Source organism: Leucobacter chromiireducens (assembly GCF_003917135.1).
Taxonomy (GTDB): Bacteria; Actinomycetota; Actinomycetes; order Actinomycetales; family Microbacteriaceae; genus Leucobacter; species Leucobacter chromiireducens_A.
On record NZ_RPDI01000016.1, the window covers coordinates 50,886 to 68,686 of the forward strand.

Sequence of the window (17,801 nt, forward strand, 5' to 3'; positions counted from 1 at the left end):
GTGCCACACGAGCGACGCAGCGCGGCACCCGGGCTCGCAGCGATCTCCTCGGCCGGGCTGCGCGGCACCACGGCCGAGGAGATCGCGGCGAGCGTTCGGGCCGAGCTGGATCGTGGCGCGCTCGCGCCGGGCGACACGCTGCCGCCGGTGCGCGCGCTCGCCGAGCAGCTCGGCGTGAACCGCAACACCGCGCTCGCGGCGTATCGGGTGCTCGTGCGCGCGGGCCTCGCGGAGACGCGCAGGGGCGGCGGCACGATCCTGATCGATCCGCTCCGCGTCCTTCCCGCCGAGGGGCGCACGGACGGAGGCGCTGGCGCGCCGCTCCGCGACGTCGGGGACGGCAACCCCGATCCGGCGCTGCTGCCTGATCCAGCATCGGTGACGCTCGCGGTAGCGCGGCCGCGGCTCTACGGCGAGGAGCCTATCGATCCGGATCTCGCGGCCTGGGCCACCGAGTGGATCGCGGCGGACCAGCCGCGGCCGTTCGCGGTGACCGTGACGGCTGGCGCGGTGGACGCCGTGGAGCGCCTCCTCTCGCAGGCGCTCCTGCCGGGTGACGCCGTCGCGCTCGAGGATCCCTGCTTCCTCACGAGCATCAGCACCGTGCGGCACGCCGGCTATCGCCCGCTGCCCGTGGCGATGGACGAGGCCGGCATGCGCCCCGAGAGCCTGCGCGCGGCCCTGGCCGGCGGAGCGCGGGCGATCGTATGCACCCCCCGCGCGCACAACCCGACGGGCGCGAGCCTCACCCCGGGGCGCGCCGCCGAACTCCGGGAGGTGCTGGTGGACTTCCCCGGTGTCCTGGTGATCGAGGACGACCACTTCGCGCTGCTGTCCACGTCGAGTCCGGAGACGATTGTCCCGGCGTCGCAGTGGCGGTGGGCCCTGGTCCGCTCGGTGTCCAAAGTGCTGGGGCCCGATCTGCGCCTCGCGATCGTCGCGAGCGATCCCGCCACCGCCGAGCAGCTCGCGCTCCGGCTCAACGGGGGGAACACCTGGGTGAGTCACCTCCTGCAGCGGGCGAGTCACGCGCTCCTCACCGCGCCGGGCGCCGACGCGCGCGCCGCGGCAGCTGCCGCACACTACTCGGAGCGCGCGGCAGCGTTTACCGCGCAGCTCGCGCGGGTGGGCCTCCGCGGCGCGGGGCGCGATGGGCTCAACGTGTGGGCGGACGCCGGGGTCGACGCCGCCACCGTGCTGCCGCGCCTGCGGGCGCGCGGCTGGCACGCGCGCGCCGGCAGCGAGTTCGCGCTCGCGGGCGGCCACGAGCGCTGGGTGCGGCTCACCGTACACACGCTGAGTGATCCGGAGCAGCGGCAACTCGCCGAGGACCTGGCCTGGGCGGCCGGCGCACGCGAGGTGCCGCGCACGGCGTAAGAACACGGTGGGGTGACCGAGAGGAGAGGTCGCGGCCCGCAAGGTCGTGCACGCAGGTTCGAATCCTGCCCCCACCTCGATGTGCGCGGACTCCCGGGCGGAGCCGCGCAGCGCGCAGGCGCGCCGGATCAGCAGCCCCCCCGGATCAGCCCACCGCGGCGGCGCAGAACTCGTTGCCCTCGGGGTCGGCCATCACCCACCAGCTACCGGCAGGGCCCTCGTCGACGAACTCGATCCGGCGCGCGCCGAACGCCTCGAGCCGCGTCACCAGCGCCTCAACATCGCCGCCGTCGTCGTGCAGATCGAGGTGCAGCCGGTTCTTGACCTGCTTCGGCTCGGGCACCTGCTGGAACAGGATGCGCCTGCCAGCGCCGATGCCCGTGAACTCGGTAAACGGATCGTCCGGATGGCGGATCGCGGCGAACCGCGCGAAGCGCTCGCTCCCGAGGTGCGTGGTGACCTCGCTCGCCGGGATTCTGCCGGACTCGCGGAGCTCGGTGACGAGCGCCCCGGGATCCTCCACGGTGTAGTCGAGGGCCGCAGCCCAGAAGTCTGCGAGGGCGTGCGGATCCGCGCAGTCGATGACGATCTTCCAGGTGAGTGCCATGCCCTCAGGGTACGCAGCGCGGACGAGAAGGGGAAATCGCACCTGCGGCCCGTGCCGCGGCACCGATGTCGGGGGCGGTGGATACACTATGCACAGGCGTACACACCGCGCCCCGAGCGTCAGCCCGAACCCACTCCGAGAGAAGAGTCTGTCCATGCGCCGAGCACTCCTGACCGCCGCCGCCGTGTCTGTCGCAGCGCTTGCCCTGAGCGGCTGCGCCGCCGGACCCTCGTTCACCGGTTCCTGGGTGGGAACCGGTGAGAACGCGCCGACGCTCGAGATCACCGAGGACAGCGCGTTCAACGGCTCCGACGGCTGCAACACCATGGTGGGCGCTGGCACGGTGGACGCTGGCACGTTCGACTTCGGCCGCTTCGCCACGACCAGGAAGTTCTGCGAGGGCGTGGACACCTGGCTCTCGCTCGCCGGTACCGCAACGGTGGACGGCGACACGCTCACCGTGGTGGATCGCGACGGCGCCGAGCTCGGCACGCTCACGCGCGCACAGGACTAGCTCGCCCGGCGCGGTCCTCAGTCGTGCACCGCGTTCGCCGCACGGATCACCGCGGCGAGGCTCGCCTCCAGTACCGACGAGGAGGTGCCGGCCGCCCAGGCTGAGTGGCCGTCCCTCGCGCGGTACTCGAGCAGCGTGAGCGCTGCGCTGTCGCTCCCCGCGCCGACGCTCGTCTGATGCAACGCCAGCACGTCGATCGCCGTGCCGTGCGCGGCGAGGGCGCTGGCCAAGACGGCAACCGGCCCGTGATCCCCGTCGGCTCCGGGATCGCCGTCCGGCTCATGCGTGTGCTCGGCGGCACCGGCGCGGAGGACGATCCGGCTCCGCGACGTCGCGCCGTCCCCGACGGTCTCGTGCGCGATGAGCGCGAAGTGCGCTGGCCCGTCGGCGAGGTACTCTCGCGCGAACAGCTCCCAGAGCTCCGCCGCGCCCACCTCCGAGCCGCTCGCGTCGGTGTGCCGCTGCACCCGCCGGGCGAACTCGATCTGGAAGCGGCGGGGGAGCGCGACGCCGAGCTCGGCCTCCAGCAGGTACGCAATGCCGCCCTTGCCCGACTGCGAGTTGACGCGGATCACCGCGTCGTAGCTGCGGCCGAGATCCGCCGGGTCGATCGGCAGGTAGGGGACCCGCCACTCGAGCTCTGATTCCGGCATGCCGGATGACGCCGCGCGGGATCGGTGCTCCGCGAACCCCTTCCTGATCGCGTCCTGGTGGGTGCCGCTGAACGCCGTGTGCACGAGGTCCCCGACGTACGGGTGCCGAGGGTGGATTTCGATGCGATTGGCGTGCTCGACGGTGCGCCGGATCTCGTCGATGTCGGAGAAGTCGATCATCGGGTCGACGCCCTGCGCGTGGAGGTTGAGTGCGAGCGTCGCGATGTCGACATTGCCGGTGCGCTCGCCGTTGCCGAAGATGCACCCCTCCACGCGCTGCGCCCCCGCGAGGATCGCGAGCTCGGCGCACGCGATGCCGGTGCCGCGGTCGTTGTGCGGGTGCACGGAGAGGATCACGCTGTCGCGCCGCGCCAGGTTGCGATGCATGTACTCGATCTGGTCGGCATACACGTTGGGGCTCGCGATCTCGACGGTGGCGGGGAGGTTGAGGATCACCGGGCGCTCGGGCACGGCGTCCCACAGTGTGGTCATCGCGTCGCACACCTCCAGCGCGTAGTCGGGTTCGGTGAGGGTGAACACCTCCGGGGAGAACTCGAAGCGCACGTTCGGTGCGTCGCCGGCGAGTTCGAGCACGTCGCGGCCGCCGGCGAGGATGAGCTCGGCGAGGGCGCGCCGATCCTTCCCGAGTACGGTGTCGCGCCAGGTCGGCGCGGTCGCGGTGTACAGGTGGATGACGACCGGGTTGCGGATGCCGCGGATCGACGTGACGGTGCGCTCGATGAGGTCGCGGCGTGCTGGCGTGAACACCACGATCGTGACGTGCTCGGGCGCGATCTCGCTCTCCGCGATGAGCCGCACGAAGTCGTAGTCGGTCTGCGATGCGGAGGGGTAGCCCACCTCGATCTCGGTGTAGCCCATCGCCACCATGAGTTCGAAGAAGCGGCGCTTGCGCGCGGGATCCATGGGCTCGGCGAGCGCCTGATTGCCGTCGCGCAGGTCGACGGGCACCCAGAGCGGGGCTCGGGTGAGCCGCGCGTTCGGCCAGTGCCGGTCGGTGAGCGGGATCTCGACGCGGTCGTACGCGGAGCGGTAGCGGTGGCTCGGCATCTGCGAGCCGCGCTGCCGGTTCCAGGGTGGGGCGTCGGCGGGGACGGGGCCGGCCGGCGTTGCGATCGTGGGGAAGGGGCGTGTGGACGCTGCTGCGTCGTGTGTGGTGGACACGGGAGAACTCCTCGGGTGCGGATCGGGTGGTGACCGGCGCAGTCGACACCACGACGGGGAGCCGGTCGGTCAGGCCCCGTCGTGGCGACGAAGGAGGAGGCTGCGTTTTCGCATGGCATCACGGTAGCACAACTCCTCAGACAAGTTGAGGAGTGCTACGCTGTGCGCATGTCATCCTCTGATGCTGCCGCGACGGGACGCGCGGTCGCACCCGCCCTCAGCCGCGCACCGCTCGCCGACCAAGCCGCGGAGCTGCTGCTCTCGCGCATCCGCGCCGGCGAGTGGGAACTCGGGGCGAAGCTGCCAGGCGAGACCACGCTCGCGCCGCAGCTCGGCGTCGGCCGCTCGACGGTCCGCGAGGCGATCCGCCAGCTCGCCGGCCGCGGAGTGCTCGCCTCCCGCCAGGGCGCCGGGGTGTTCGTCACCGCGCTCGACGCCCGCGAGGACTGGGACACCGTGCTCGCACGCGCCGGCATCGTCTCCGTCATCGAGGCGCGCGCCGCGATCGAGACGGAGGCCGCTGCGCTCGCCGCCCAGCGCCGCACCCCGGCAGATCTGCGCGCCATCCGGCGCGCGCTCGAGCAGCGCGCGGAACGGCGCGCGGAGATCCCCGACCACGTGGACGCCGACACCGCCTTTCACCGGGCGATCGTTGCCGCCGCGCACAACCCGATCCTGCTCGAACTCTTCGACGGCTTCACCCCGCGCGTGCGCCAGGCGATGATCGACATGCTGCGCATCCGCGTCTCGTTCGGCAGCGACGCCGACCACGACGTCCACGCCGAGCTCGCCGACGCCGTTGCCGGCCGCGATCCCGATCGAGCCGCCAGCCTCAGCCGAAACCACCTGAACTCCCTGCAGGAGGGACTCGCATGACCGACCCGGTACTCGACCTCGACGACGTGGTGTTCCGCAGGCGCGGCACCGACATTCTGCGAGGGATCACGCTCACGGTCCGCGCCGGTGAGCGCTGGGCCCTGCTCGGCCCGAACGGTGCGGGCAAGAGCACCATCCTGGGGTTCTGCGGCGCGCAGACGCACCCCACCTCGGGCACCGCGACCGTGCTCGGGCGCCGGCTCGGTCGCGTCGACCTGCAGGCGCTGCGACACGAGATCGGGCACGTGAATCCGCGTCACCCGCTCACCACCCCGCTCACCATGCGCGAGGTCGTGCTCACCGGGCTCACCGCAACCATCGAGCTCCCGCTGCGCTGGGAGCCGAGCAGCGACGACGTCGCGCGCGCCGACGCGGCGATCGCCCGCGTTGGTCTCGGGCACCGGCGCGACGCGCGCTGGCCCACCCTCTCGCAGGGGGAGCGTGGCCGCGCGCTCATCGCACGCGCGCTCGTCGCCGAGCCGCGGCTGCTGCTCCTCGATGAGCCGACCACGGGGCTCGACGTCGCCGCGCGCGAGCAGTTCCTCGACACGCTCGACGGGCTCGCGACCTCGGCACCCGAGCTCACCACGATCCTCGTGACGCACCACCTCGAGGAGCTGCCCGAGAGCACCACGCACGCCGTCGTCATCGCGCACGGCGAGATCGTCGCGGCCGGCGGCGTCGACGAGGTCGTCACGACCGAGGTGATCTCGCGCGCGTTCGAGCACCCCATCCGCGTCACGAAGGCGGACGGCCGCTGGGCCGCGCGCGCCGGCCGGGGCGCTAGCTCCCTGCAGCCGGCGTAACGCCAAGCTCCGCGAGCACCGCGACGATCCGGCGCTCGCGGGTCTCCGCGCGCTTCGCCGACGTGATGCCGAGCGCGAGTTCCTTCCTGCGCGTGTACGTCAGCGCGTCGAACGCGCCCTGCGCGCCCGGGTGCGCGGCCAGCGATTCGCGCAGCTCGATCGGGATCTCGACCGTGCGCTCCTCCGCATCGAGCGCGATCTCCGCGGTCACCGCGTCGCCGATCTCGACCCCGAGCTCGGCGCGCGCGGCCTTCGACAGCCCGATCATATTCTTGCCGCCCATCCGCGCGAGGCGGAGCCGCGCGGTGCGCCCGGCGATCGTCACGCGCACGGCGGCGCGGCCGCCGCCGCCGAGTTCGGTGACCTGCGCGTCACTCAGCACGAGCGCGGTTGCCGGGCCCTGCGGTTCGAGCGTGGTCGAGAGTGTGAGCGTCATGGGGGTATCGTACTGCGCGGCGTGTGCGGGTGACGAGGGGTAGCTGGGCGGCGCCCAGCGGGACTACAGTGAGCGGCATGTGCGCAAGTTATGGGCTCGGCGGCGGGCCGCACGATCTGGGACTCAGCTTCGACCTCCCGCCCATGCACGAGCCGGAGAGCCGCGCACGGATCGCCGAGTGGGCGCGTGAGCAGCGCTCAACCGCGAAGATCACCGGGCGCAACGCGCGCAACCTCAACCCGCTGATCCACGAGGGATTCGGCGAGCGACGCGTCGACCTCGGCTGGTGGTGGCTGCACGTCGGGGGAGCGCCGGCGAAGTTCTCGGCGTTCAACGCGCGCTCGGACGCCCTCGCCACCAAGTGGCGCGAGCCACTGCAGCGGCGCGCCATCCTCCCGGCGCACTGGTACGTCGAGAAGAGCCACACGTTCGCGCTGCCGGGCGACGAGCTCTTCGGCATCGCAGCGATCGTCACCCCGGTGCCGCAGCAGGATGGGGCGCCGCTGCTCAGCTACGCGCTGGTGACGCGTGCCGCGGTCGGCGAGGCGGCCGAGGTGCACGACCGGATGCCGCTCATGCTCGCGCGCGACACGCACGACGCGTGGCTCGATCCCCATCGAGCGGGGGACGCAGCGTTTGTTGCCGGGGTGGTCGCGGGATCCACGCCGCTCGCCGAGCGCGCCGCCGTGATCGCGCGCCCGGCCGCGTGACGCGCGCTGCGCCCGGCGATAGTCTGAATTCGTATGGTGAACAGGGAGCGCTGCCGGTCCGCGCGCGTGCGCCGCGACCGAAGCGCCCGGGAGAAAGAAGTCACATGACTCAGGACCAGCCCGCACTCGAGGCGGAGATTCGCTCGGTGGTCGACGCGCAGTTCGGCCGGACGATGGAGGATCTGTGCGCGCTCGTGCGCATCCCCTCCGTGTCGTGGCCAGCGTTCGATCCGGCGCACGTCGCGCAGAGCGCCGAGGCGATCGCCGCGCTCCTGCGGGAGACCGGGGTGTTCGACGTCGTCGACATTCGCCGCGCCCCCGTCGAGGGCGGCACCGAGCTCGGGCAGCCGGCCGTCGTGGCGCGCCGCGAGCCGAAGAACGGCAAGCCGACCGTGCTGCTCTACGCGCACCACGACGTGCAGCCGCCAGGCAAGGACGAGGACTGGGAGACGCCGCCGTTCGAGCCGACCGAGCGGAACGGGCGGCTGTACGGCCGCGGCGCCGCCGACGACAAGGCCGGCGTGATGGCGCACCTCGGCGCGATCCGCGCGTTCGCTGCCGCTGCGGAGGCCGAGGGCCGCGAGCTCGAGCTCGGCATCGCGCTCTTCATCGAGGGTGAGGAGGAGTGGGCCTCGCAGTCGTTCGGCAACTTCCTGCGCGAGAACCGGGACCTGCTCGCCGCCGACGCGATCATCGTCGCCGACTCGAGCAACTGGGACATCGACACCCCGGCGCTCACGGTCGCGCTGCGCGGCGCGGTGGCGTTCAACCTCCGCATCGACACGCTGGACCACGCCTCGCACTCCGGCATGTTTGGCGGCGCGGTGCCCGACGGCATGCTTGCCGCGGTGCGGGTGCTCGACTCGCTGTGGGACGCCGAGGGCGCCGTCGCGGTGCCCGGCCTCGTGACCGCCGACCTCGACCTGCCCGCCTACGGCGAGGATCGACTGCGCGAGGAGGCCGGCCTGCTCGACGGCGTGACGCCGATCGGCCGCGGCGAGATCCTCTCGCGCCTGTGGGCGCAGCCGGCGATCACGATCACGGGGATCGACGCGCCCGACGTCGCGAACGCCTCGAACACGCTGATCCCCGGCGTGCGGGTGCGCGTGAGCGCGCGGATCGCCCCCGGGCAGGATCCCGCGGCGGCGTACGCCGCGATTCAGCAGCATCTCACGGCGAACGCGCCGTTCGGCGCGCGGCTGAGCTTCGAGGATCCCGACTTCGGCCAGGCCTTCCTCGTGGACACGAGCGGCTGGGCGGTCGCGGAGGTGCGCGGCGCGATGGCCGACGCGTGGCAGCGCGAGCCGGTAGACATCGGCGTCGGGGGATCGATCCCGTTCATCGCTGAGCTGGTGGAGGAGTTCCCTGGCGCGCAGATCCTGGTCACCGGGGTGGAGGATCCCGACGGCCGCGCGCACAGCCCGAACGAGTCGCTGCACATCGAGTCGTTCCGCAAGTCGCTGCTTACCGAGGCGCTGTTCCTGGCGCGACTGAACGCGCGGACGGCGTAGGCGCGGCGGCGCCCGGAAACACCACACCGCCCGGCGCCCGGAAACACCAAACCGCCCGGAGAAATCTGGAATCTCGGAGCCCTCATGGGGATTCACACCGAGATATCGAATTTCTCCGGGCGGTTTGGTGCGCGTGCGTGTGCGAACGGGGTCGCGAGGGCGTGCGCGCTACTCAGAGCGCCCGTGCGCGTGCGCGCTACTCCCGGTGCGCGCCGGGCGCCGCGCCCGGCTCCGACGCGGGTGCAGCGCCCGCAGCGGGGGCCGCGCCCGACGCGAGTGCCTGGGCGCGCAGCAGGTCGCGGATCTCGACGAGGAGCTCCTGCTCGGTCTCCGCGGCAACCTCCTCCTCGGCATCCTTCGCGGTGATGTCGCGCAGCTTGTTCATCGGCATGACGAACACGAAGTAGACGACCGCCGCGACGATCAGGAAGTTGAGGATCGCGCCCAGCAGCGCGCCGAACGCGATCGAGCCGCCGCCCGGCAGCTCGACCAGCAGCGCTCCGTCGAGCGAGTCGGCCTTGAACACCATCCCGATGATCGGGTTGATCAGCGCGTCGACGACCTTCTGCACGACCGCGTTGAACGCCGCACCGATGACCACGGCGACTGCGAGATCGACCACGTTCCCGCGCAGCAGAAACTCCTTGAACCCCTTGAACATACGTTCTCCCATCTTGGAAAGTACCTGCATCAACGTTAGCGGTGTGCGCGCGGAGACACCCGGAGCCCCGCGCAGAATGTCCGCGCGGGGCTCCGGAGTCACACTTGGATGGGGTGAGCTACATGCAGGCGAGGTAGTCCTCGGTCATTGCCGTCACCGCCTCTTCTGCGAGCGTCGCCGCGTCGCTATCCGTCGCGAGCTTCGCGGGGTCAGCGATGAGCTCGGCGAACTTCGCGTAGAGCTCCTTGTTGGGGTTGTCCAGCTCGCCCAGCTTCGCGTACAGTGCTGCCTCGTCCGCCGAGTACTCCGCGGTGTTCGGGTCGGTCATATCAATCGCCTCATTGAGTGCGGCGCAGAACTCCGCGGAGCGCTCCGCATCGGCGGGTGCCGCGCCGAGCTCGCTCGACTCGCCCTCGAGCGACTCCTGGAGCTCTGCCGTCGCGTCCTCGTACTGGCTGAGCGACTCGGTCGCTGCCGTGTTGGCCGCCTGCACCGCGAAGCCGGCGAACACGAAGAAGAAGATGACGCCGATGATCGAGAACGCGAGGCTCACGTAGCCGATGATCGTGCCGGCAAGCGCCATCCCACGGCCGCGCTCACCCGTCCGCTTGATCTGCGAGAGGGCAATGTGGCCGCAGATGATACCGACGACGTTCACGAGGATGCCGGTCACCAGTGCGACGATCGCGAGCGCGTTCATCGGGGGCTGCTGCTGCCCCGGGTATGCGGCACCCGCGGGCATCGCGCCGGGGGCCACCGGTGCGCCGGGCGCGCCGGAGCCTGCGGCCGGCTCGGGGGGAGCGGCGGGGTACGCCGGAGCCTGCACGTACGCGGGCGGCGCGATCGGCTCCTGTGCCGCGATCGGCTCCTGCGGCGCGATCGGCTGCTGCTCGGGCGCAGCCGGCAGCTGAGCCTCGGGCGCCTGCGCGCCGTTCGGGGTGGTCGGCTGCGGGTTCTCTGCGCCGGGGGTGGTGGGATCAGACATGACGGATCAGGCTCCTCTGGGCGGGACGATGGGCGGGACGCTGCGGCGCGGGCGGGCGTCAGCAGGTCAGGGTGCGCGGCACAATCGACTCGCACGCTCCCAGTGTACTCACAGGTGGCGCCCCTGCTCCACGCCCTGCGGAAGCCGCGGCGGGCCGCCGCCGGAATGTGGAGCTGAATAGAATGGTGGCGTCACCAACGACGAGGAGCAAAGTTGAAGTACATCTCCACCCGCGGCGGTATGGCCCCGGCACCCTACAGCGCGATCCTGCTGGAGGGGCTCGCCACCGACGGCGGTCTCGTGGTCCCGGAGACCGTGCCGCAGCTCACCGCCGAGCGCATCGAAGCGCTGCGCGGGCTGTCCTACCCGGAGCTCGCGACCGAGATCCTCAGCCTGTACGCGACGGACATTCCGCGCGCCGAGCTGGCGCGGATGTGCGAGGCGGCGTACAGCTCCGAGAACTTCGTCGCCGACGAGATCGTGCCGCTGACGGCGATCGATGCGCAGATCTCGCTCGTTGGGCTTTCCGAGGGGCCGACGCTCGCGTTCAAGGACATGGCGATGCAGTTCCTCGGGCAGTCGCTCGAGTACGTGCTCGCGAGCAGCGACCGGGCCCTCAACATCATCGGCGCGACCTCGGGGGACACCGGGTCGGCCGCCGAGTACGCGCTCCGCGGGAAGGACGGCATCGCCGTCTTCATGCTGTCGCCGCAGGGCCGCATGAGCGACTTCCAGCGTGCACAGATGTACTCGCTCACCGACGCGAACATTCACAACATCGCGGTCGAGGGCGTGTTCGACGACTGCCAGAACCTCGTCAAGGAGCTCTCGGGTGACCTGGAGTTCAAGCGCGAGCATGAGCTCGGCACGGTGAACTCGATCAACCTCGGCCGCATCAGCGCGCAGATGGTCTACTACTTCTGGGCGTGGCTCCGCGCGACGGACGCGGTCGCACCGGCGGATCGCGCGCAGTACGAGGTGTCCTTCACGGTCCCATCGGGGAACTTTGGCAACATCTTCTCGGGGCACCTGGCTCGCGCCATGGGCCTGCCGATCCGCAGGCTCGTGCTCGCCGCGAACGAGAACAACGTGCTCGACCAGTTCTTCCGCACGGGTATCTATGCGCCGCGCGGCGCGGCCGAGACCTACGCGACGTCGAGCCCGTCGATGGACATCTCGAAGGCGTCGAACATCGAGCGCTTCATCTTCGACCTGCTCGGGCGCGACACGGTGCGGCTCGCCGCGGCCTGGCAGGAGCTCGCGGAGACCGGCCGCATCGACCTCACGCAGGAGCTGCCGCGCCTCGACACGGAGTTCGGCTTCCAGAGCGGCACGAGCACGCACGCCGACCGCGTGGCAACGATCCGCGACGTGCATGCCGCGAGCGGCATCATCATCGATCCGCACACGGCCGACGGTGTGAAGGTCGCGCGCGAGCACCTCGAGCCCGGGATCCCGATGCTGGTGCTCGAAACCGCGAAGCCGGAGAAGTTCCCCGAGATCGTGCGCGAGGCCACGGGCATCGAGCTGGGCATGCCCGAGCACCTCGCCGACCTGCTTGAGCTGCCGCAGCACGTCACCGAGATGGCGAACGACGCGACGCAGCTGCGCGCGTTCATCGCGGAGCGCGCCGTCCAGGCGTAGACTCCGGGGCACACACCGGGACTTGGGGAGGCGATCGTGTTCGGCGGATGGAAGCAGGAACAGCTTGCGCGCAGGGTTTCCGCGCTTGAGCGGCGCACCGGCGTGACACCCGGACGCGCCGCCGAGGGCGCGGACGCGGGTCCGGAGGCCGGGCAGAGCCACGTCGCGCGCGCGTGGGGGGATGGCTTTGGCCTGATCGCGACGCGCGCCCTGCAGATCATCATCGTGCTGGGCCTCACCACGCTCGTGGTGCTCGGCATGCGCGCGCTCAGCACGGTCGTGATCCCGATCTTGCTCGCGCTCATCCTCTCGAGCACGTTCTCGCCGGTCATGCGCTGGCTGCGCGCACGCAATGTGCCGGGCGCGCTCGCGACGGTGCTCGTGCTGCTCGCGATCGCCCTCATTCTGACCGCGGTCGCCTGGCTCATCGTCTGGGCGGTGCAGGACGAGTGGGATGAGCTCGCCACGCAGGCGCACGATGGGTTCGTGCAGGTGCTCGACTGGGTGAAGACCCTGCCGATCGCGCCGAGCAGCGAACAGCTCGCCGAGTGGCAGCAAACCGTGGTCGACTTCCTGACGAGTTCGCAGTTCGGTTCCGGCGCCCTCGCGGGGGTCGGTGCGGTCACCGGCTTTGTCACCGGCCTCGTGCTCATGATCGTCGTGCTGTTCTTCTTCCTGAAGGATGGCCCGCAGATCTGGCAGTTCGTGCTCCGCCCTTTCACCGGCGCCGGCCTCGCTCGCGCGGAGCGCGCAGGCGCGAAGACCGTGGCGACGCTCGGCTCCTACGTGCGCGGCACCGCGGCCGTTGCGGCGGTCGACGCGATCGGGATCTGGATCGGGCTCATGATCCTGCAGGTGCCGCTTGCGCTCCCGCTCTCCGTGCTCGTGTTCGTGCTCGCGTTCATTCCGATCGTGGGTGCGACGCTCGCTGGGATCCTCGCGGCGCTCGTCGCCCTCGTGGCGAACGGGCCCATCAGCGCGATCCTCGTTGTCGGCGTCGTGGTGCTCGTCAACCAGCTGGAGGGCAACTTCCTGCAGCCCGTGCTCATGGGGCGCGCGCTGAAGCTCCACTCGCTGGTGATCCTGCTCGCGTTGACCATCGGTACGGTGTTGAGCGGCGTGCTCGGCGCGGTGCTCGCGGTGCCGATCGCGGCGGTCGCGTGGGGGATCATCCAGGTGTGGGACGGCCCGCACACCCCGGCGAAGTGGTTCCGCCCGCGCGAACCGCGTCACTGACCGGCTGCGCTACGCTGAGGTGCAGCGGAACTCGCCGCACGTCAAAGGAGTCCCATGCGGTTCTTGTTTCAGGTGGGGGCGCAGCTCGTCCTCGGGGCGATCGCGCTCGTCGTGATTCACTTCGCGCTGCCCGGTGTGACGGTCCACGTCACCGGCTTCTTTGTAGCGCTCGGGGTGTTCACGCTCGCGCACGCGCTGCTCGGGCCGTTCGTGCTGAACATCGCGCAGCGCTACGCGGCGCCGCTCGCTGGCGGTGTTGGCCTCGTCGCTACGGTGCTCGCGCTCTGGGTGGCGACGCTCTTCGGTGACGGGATCGAGATCACCGGCGTCGACGCGTGGGTGCTCGCACCGATCATCGTGTGGGTGATCACCGCGCTCGGCGGCTGGCTGTTCATGGCCCTGTTCGTCGAGAAGTGGCTGAAGCGCCGGGCAACGGCGAAGGCGATCCGCGCTGCGGGATAGCCGGGATCCCGCGCACGCGATGACGAACCACCGCGACGAGGGGGAGCTCCTGCTCCACGCTGAGGATGTCGGCGTGGAGATCGACGGTGCCGAACTGCTCCCTGCAACGTCGATCGCGCTCCGCAGTGCGCGCGCCGTCGCGGTCCGCGGGCCGAACGGTGCGGGGAAGACGACGCTGCTGCGCGTGCTCGCCGGCCGCCTGCGGCCGAGCGCCGGCTCCGCACAGCTCTTCGGCGCGCCGCTCGATGAGCGAAGCGCCGTCGTGCGCGGGCACGTCGCTGCGCTCATCGAGCCCCCGACGCTGTACCCGGATCTCACGCTCCGCGATCACATCGCGCTCATCTCGGCGGCATGGTCGCGACCCGCAGCCGACACCGGCTCAGCACCGCGCTGGGTGGGGCTCGGCACCGCGGCCCTCGAGCGGTTCGGGATCGCTGCGCTGGCAGACCGCTTCCCGAACGAACTCTCGAGCGGTCAGCGCCAGCTCGTGTCGCTCGCAGTGACGCTCGCTCGCCCCTGCTCGGTGCTGCTGCTCGACGAACCGGAGCAGCGCCTCGATCCGGATCGGCGAGATCTCGTTGCCGAGGTGCTCGGTGCGGCGCGCGCCGCGGGCGTCGCGCTCGCCTTCGCGTCCCACGATCCCGTGCTGGTGTCGCGGGTCGCCGACACCGAGGTGGTGGTTGGTGCGGCTGGGGTGGCTGGCGCGGCTGGTGCGGCTGGGGCGCCTGGCGCGGGATGAGCGGGCTACTGAGCCGCGCACGCGCTGACGCCGCGGCGGTCCGCGCGATTCGTGCGGTCCGCCGCGCGCGCGGGGCGACGCTCAGTGCCGGCGACGTGTCGTACCGGATCTACCTCGCGATCATGCTCACGATCATCGTGGTGGCCCCCGGGGTGCGCCTCGGCGTACTGGGCGCGGCGCCGGTGCTGCCCGAGCTGGTGCGGGAGCCCGGGGCGGTTGCGGCCCTGCTCACCGCAGCCACGGCTGGCGTGGTGCTGCTTGGTGGAGGGCTGGGGCCGGCGCGTGCGGGGCTCCCGCAGCTCGACCTGCTGTTCCCCTCGCCGATCCCGCGCTGGCGTCTGCTGGCTCCAGCGGTAGCGCGTTTCCTGCTCGCCGCGGCCGGGCTCGGGGCGCTGCTGGGCGGTGTCTGGGCGGTGTCGAGCGCGCTCCGCTCGCCGCTCCCGCTCGCGCTCGCAAGCGGCGTGATCCTGGCCGGGGTGTGCACCTGCGTACTCGGGATCGGTGCGCTGCTCGTCGGCCAGTCGGGGATCCGTGCCCGCACCATCCTCGCGTCGGCGCTCGCGCTCCTCGCGGTTGCGCAGCTGACGTTGGGCCCGCTGGGGGACCCGTGGTCGGCGACCGCGCGCCTGCTTGAGATGAGCGTGCTCCCGGCTGGCAGCGTCGAGGTGGTGGCGGTACACGTGCCGACGTTGCTCGCGGCGCTTGCCGTTCCCGTCGCCGCGGCGCTTGCCGTGGTGTGCGGTGCGGTGCCGTTCGCGGCACGGTTGCCGCGCGATGTGTTGCGTGAGCAGGCCGTCAATTGGGACGCCGCGAGCGCGCTCGCGTTGACGGGCGACCCGACGGCCGCGCTCGCTCGCTTCGGGGCGCCCGTGCGTCACGGGCGGGGGCTGCGCCTGCGCTCGACGGGGAACCTGATCCGTGTGCTCATGCGGCGGGACGTGCTGGGGCTCGTGCGCGCACCGGGGAGGACTCTTGCCGGCCTTGTTGGCGTGTGCGCGGCCGGCGCGCTGTGGGCGGCCGCGCTCCAGCCGGGGCTCGGGATCGGCGGGGCCGTGATCCTTGGCGCGGTCGCGGCCCTGCTCGGTTCGCTCGGGGCGCAGCCGCTGTGCCGCGGCATCGTGACCGCGGCGGGTGGGGCGGGCTCGCCCGCGCTTTTGCCGCTCAGCCCTGCTGTGCTGCTCGCCGCGCACGCCCTGGTGCCGGCCCTCGTGTGCGTCGTGCTCGCCTGCGGCGGTGCGGCGGTGGCGATCCTGATCTCCGGGGGTGCGGCACTGGGGTTCGGCGGCCTCCTCGCCGTGTGCACCGCGCCGGCGCTGGCGTGCGCGATCGTGCTCCTGCGCGCGGCGGCTGCGCTCAAGGGCACGATCCCGCTCCGCTTGCTCGCCCCGGTCCCCACGCCGCTCGGCGACGTCTCAGCGGTCAACGTGTTCCTCTGGAGCGTTGACGGGCCGCTCGTCGCGCTGCTGGTCGGGGGAGTGCTGGCGGCCGGTACTGCGACGGGGTCGCCGCTGCTTGGTGTGGCGGCGGCGGTGCTCGTGCTGGTGAGCCTGACCGGGTGGGCGTACTCCCGGTTGCGGCCGAGCCTGTCGGGGTAGTGGGGGAGCTGTGGTACCGGGATGCTGGGTCGCGAGAATCGCGGAATTCCGCGGTGACACGCGCGGGGCGTCGCCTGGAGTTTGCTGATGCACGGCGGCCATGGCAAACTAAATGAGTTGCCAGCGCAGCGGGGGAAACCTCGAAGCCAAGCAATAGCGTCCGGCCCCATCGTATAGCGGCCTAGTACGCCGCCCTCTCACGGCGGTAACGCGGGTTCGAATCCCGCTGGGGTCACCGGAACAAAAAGCCCTCGCTCAGGCGGGGGCTTTTTGCTGTCTGCGTGGGGTTTCAGCCGTGCAGGCGCGCTCGGTGTCACTGCTCGGACACCCTTGGCTGGTGCGGATGTCGATCGGCGATGCGAACGAGATGTTGGATCGCTTCCTTCTGTGAATATCCGAGCTGGTCAACCAGTAGCGCCAGGTATGCTTCTGCGGCCTCTCTCGCTTGCACCTCGCGAGCGGGGAGCTGTTGCCGGACAAAGGTTCCGCGTCGGCCTTGGGTCGCGAGGACGCCGCGTTCTTCCAGGATCCCGTATGCTCGAGCCACCGTCCCGGGTGCTGCCTCAATGTCCGCGGCAAGGCGACGCACCGTTGGGAGTCGATCGCCAGGTTTCAGATCGCCATGTTCGATCGCTTCCAGGATGCCCGAGATGAGCTGCCCGTGAATGGGAACACTGCTGGCCGGGTTGATCTCAAGCATCTGTCGCATGCTCGTTCTTGGCTCCCCACAGGCGCTGCAAGAGTTCGGGGCTCGTGGGCTGCAACGTCATGCGGAAGAGCACGAGGGCGACGGTGATAACGATGCACACCCAAAGGACAGCGAATCCGCTTGCCGCATCCTCACCCAGAGTGAGAAGCGGAGCAGCGGCTACGAAGCCTGCGATCTGGAGAGAAATTGCCGCAACGCTGGTCGACAGCGCGAACAGGGACCGCACGGCCTCCAAGCGAACAAGGTCGGTGGCGAACACACCGAACCTGGTCTGCGAGATGGATCCTCGTCTCACCACAACGGCCGCGACCGTGAAAGCTGCAATGGACAGGAGCGTGCAGCCCGCGAAGCAGAGCAAGCTTGTGGTGATGCGCTCAGGCGCGATCGTTGCTCTTGCGCCAGGAAGGAGGAGCGCGATGTTCACTGCAGCGGAGGCAGTGAGGAGCCCCAGTGGAAACAGCACCGTGGCCCTGGAAACGTAGTTGAGGACGCCGACCCTGTTGAGTCTTGCCACGTGCGGGGCTGACACGCGGCTGGTGGTACCGAACGAGTGACTGACCCCAAAGATTGAGAGGATGATGGCCGTGATTGGTTGGATCACAGTGATCGCCAGGAACATGTAGCTTGCATCTGGAGTGAGTATCACCCAGCTGGCTGGAACTTCGCCCCAGAATATGGTGAGCAGGATGACCGCCGCGCTCGATCCGGCGACGGCGGCTCGGTCGCGGACGACGAGCGCGCGCGCGAAAGTCGACCATTCTCCAGCCTGGGGTACCGGCGCAATGGCGAGTACCCGGGCCGTGGCCCTCCTGCCCGGAGCGGAGTCCAGTCCCCAAAAGTAGGGGCGTGACTGCACGATCAGAACCAGCAGGAACACGCATATGAGGGGGAGCATCGCGAACCTCTCAGGAGACGGCGGATGATGAACGTGCCATTTGATCAGTCTCGCTTGATACATAAGTGCATGTCAAGACTCACTCGCTCATCCCTCGGTGTCTCTGGGGTATCGACGGCCTTGAACATGAGGCAACGGTGAGCGGGCATCGGGAGGGAACCTCGGCCGGTCTGCGTTCGCGTGTTCACCTTCTGGTGGAGGGT

The 17,801-nt window shown here is 70.8% G+C and carries 18 protein-coding genes and 2 tRNA genes; 13 read left to right on the top strand and 7 right to left on the bottom strand.

What is annotated here, in order from left to right:
• Together EGM46_RS09220 and EGM46_RS09225 are read left to right on the top strand one after the other, a co-directional pair.
• The gene (locus EGM46_RS09220; protein WP_241156265.1) at window positions 1–1,377 is read left to right on the top strand and encodes an aminotransferase class I/II-fold pyridoxal phosphate-dependent enzyme; all 1,377 of its coding nucleotides are present in this window, start codon (window positions 1–3) and stop codon (window positions 1,375–1,377) included.
• Between the two features lie 6 nt (window positions 1,378–1,383).
• Window positions 1,384–1,454 (top strand) — tRNA-Cys (locus EGM46_RS09225).
• 68 nt (window positions 1,455–1,522) lie between these two features.
• On the opposite strand, the gene EGM46_RS09230 is transcribed toward EGM46_RS09225, so the two are convergent.
• The gene (locus EGM46_RS09230; RefSeq protein ID WP_125099866.1) at window positions 1,523–1,984 is read right to left on the bottom strand and encodes a VOC family protein; all 462 of its coding nucleotides are present in this window, start codon (window positions 1,982–1,984) and stop codon (window positions 1,523–1,525) included.
• A 154-nt stretch (window positions 1,985–2,138) separates the two neighbouring features.
• On the opposite strand from EGM46_RS09230, the gene EGM46_RS09235 reads away from it, so the two are divergent.
• The gene (locus EGM46_RS09235) at window positions 2,139–2,498 is read left to right on the top strand and encodes an META domain-containing protein (protein WP_125099867.1); all 360 of its coding nucleotides are present in this window, start codon (window positions 2,139–2,141) and stop codon (window positions 2,496–2,498) included.
• Window positions 2,499–2,515: 17 nt separating this feature from the next.
• Here EGM46_RS09235 and EGM46_RS09240 read toward each other — a convergent pair whose 3' ends face one another.
• Window positions 2,516–4,219 (bottom strand): 2-isopropylmalate synthase, encoded by a 1,704-nt coding sequence (locus tag EGM46_RS09240; RefSeq protein ID WP_125099883.1) that lies wholly within the window; start codon window positions 4,217–4,219, stop codon window positions 2,516–2,518.
• 282 nt (window positions 4,220–4,501) lie between these two features.
• On the opposite strand from EGM46_RS09240, the gene EGM46_RS09245 reads away from it, so the two are divergent.
• A complete protein-coding gene (locus EGM46_RS09245; protein WP_125099868.1) occupies window positions 4,502–5,209 on the top strand; it encodes a FadR/GntR family transcriptional regulator in 708 nt (235 codons plus the stop codon).
• Entirely contained in the window at window positions 5,206–6,015 is an 810-nt protein-coding gene (locus EGM46_RS09250) for an ABC transporter ATP-binding protein (protein ID WP_125099869.1), read from the top strand. Before EGM46_RS09245 ends, EGM46_RS09250 begins: the two co-directional genes overlap by 4 nt.
• Here the strand turns inward: EGM46_RS09250 and EGM46_RS09255 are convergent.
• Entirely contained in the window at window positions 5,993–6,451 is a 459-nt protein-coding gene (locus tag EGM46_RS09255) for a YdeI/OmpD-associated family protein (protein WP_125099870.1), read from the bottom strand. The genes EGM46_RS09250 and EGM46_RS09255 overlap by 23 nt on opposite strands.
• A gap of 77 nt (window positions 6,452–6,528) precedes the next feature.
• Between EGM46_RS09255 and EGM46_RS09260 the strand changes: the two genes are divergently transcribed.
• Window positions 6,529–7,161 carry an SOS response-associated peptidase family protein gene (locus tag EGM46_RS09260; protein WP_125099871.1) on the top strand — a complete coding sequence of 211 codons (633 nt, stop codon included), beginning with the start codon at window positions 6,529–6,531 and terminating at the stop codon, window positions 7,159–7,161.
• Between the two features lie 104 nt (window positions 7,162–7,265).
• Window positions 7,266–8,672, top strand: coding sequence for a dipeptidase (locus EGM46_RS09265; protein WP_125099872.1), 1,407 nt, complete (start codon window positions 7,266–7,268; stop codon window positions 8,670–8,672).
• A 196-nt stretch (window positions 8,673–8,868) separates the two neighbouring features.
• On the opposite strand, the gene mscL is transcribed toward EGM46_RS09265, so the two are convergent.
• Both mscL and EGM46_RS09275 read right to left on the bottom strand, forming a co-directional pair.
• Window positions 8,869–9,333: a large conductance mechanosensitive channel protein MscL gene (mscL, locus tag EGM46_RS09270; RefSeq protein WP_125099873.1), complete on the bottom strand. Its 465-nt coding sequence runs from the start codon at window positions 9,331–9,333 to the stop codon at window positions 8,869–8,871.
• Between the two features lie 118 nt (window positions 9,334–9,451).
• Complete coding sequence (locus tag EGM46_RS09275; RefSeq protein ID WP_125099874.1) at window positions 9,452–10,318, bottom strand: DUF4190 domain-containing protein; 867 nt, start codon at window positions 10,316–10,318, stop codon at window positions 9,452–9,454.
• Between the two features lie 213 nt (window positions 10,319–10,531).
• On the opposite strand from EGM46_RS09275, the gene thrC reads away from it, so the two are divergent.
• The 6 genes from thrC (at window position 10,532) to EGM46_RS09305 (ending at window position 16,229) form a co-directional block, all read left to right on the top strand.
• Complete coding sequence (thrC, locus tag EGM46_RS09280; RefSeq protein WP_125099875.1) at window positions 10,532–11,962, top strand: threonine synthase; 1,431 nt, start codon at window positions 10,532–10,534, stop codon at window positions 11,960–11,962.
• Window positions 11,963–12,064: 102 nt separating this feature from the next.
• Complete coding sequence (locus EGM46_RS09285) at window positions 12,065–13,198, top strand: AI-2E family transporter (RefSeq protein WP_125099876.1); 1,134 nt, start codon at window positions 12,065–12,067, stop codon at window positions 13,196–13,198.
• Between the two features lie 54 nt (window positions 13,199–13,252).
• A complete protein-coding gene (locus EGM46_RS09290; RefSeq protein WP_125099877.1) occupies window positions 13,253–13,660 on the top strand; it encodes a phage holin family protein in 408 nt (135 codons plus the stop codon).
• Between the two features lie 19 nt (window positions 13,661–13,679).
• The gene (locus EGM46_RS09295) at window positions 13,680–14,399 is read left to right on the top strand and encodes an ABC transporter ATP-binding protein (RefSeq protein ID WP_125099878.1); all 720 of its coding nucleotides are present in this window, start codon (window positions 13,680–13,682) and stop codon (window positions 14,397–14,399) included.
• Window positions 14,396–15,994 carry a hypothetical protein gene (locus EGM46_RS09300; protein WP_125099879.1) on the top strand — a complete coding sequence of 533 codons (1,599 nt, stop codon included), beginning with the start codon at window positions 14,396–14,398 and terminating at the stop codon, window positions 15,992–15,994. Before EGM46_RS09295 ends, EGM46_RS09300 begins: the two co-directional genes overlap by 4 nt.
• A 162-nt stretch (window positions 15,995–16,156) precedes the next feature.
• A tRNA-Glu gene (locus tag EGM46_RS09305) sits at window positions 16,157–16,229 on the top strand.
• A gap of 78 nt (window positions 16,230–16,307) precedes the next feature.
• On the opposite strand, the gene EGM46_RS09310 is transcribed toward EGM46_RS09305, so the two are convergent.
• Both EGM46_RS09310 and EGM46_RS09315 read right to left on the bottom strand, forming a co-directional pair.
• A complete protein-coding gene (locus EGM46_RS09310; RefSeq protein WP_164512855.1) occupies window positions 16,308–16,694 on the bottom strand; it encodes a GntR family transcriptional regulator in 387 nt (128 codons plus the stop codon).
• Complete coding sequence (locus EGM46_RS09315) at window positions 16,687–17,580, bottom strand: hypothetical protein (protein ID WP_125099881.1); 894 nt, start codon at window positions 17,578–17,580, stop codon at window positions 16,687–16,689. The genes EGM46_RS09310 and EGM46_RS09315 overlap by 8 nt, the downstream gene beginning before the upstream one ends.
• Between the last annotated feature and the right edge of the window lie 221 nt (window positions 17,581–17,801).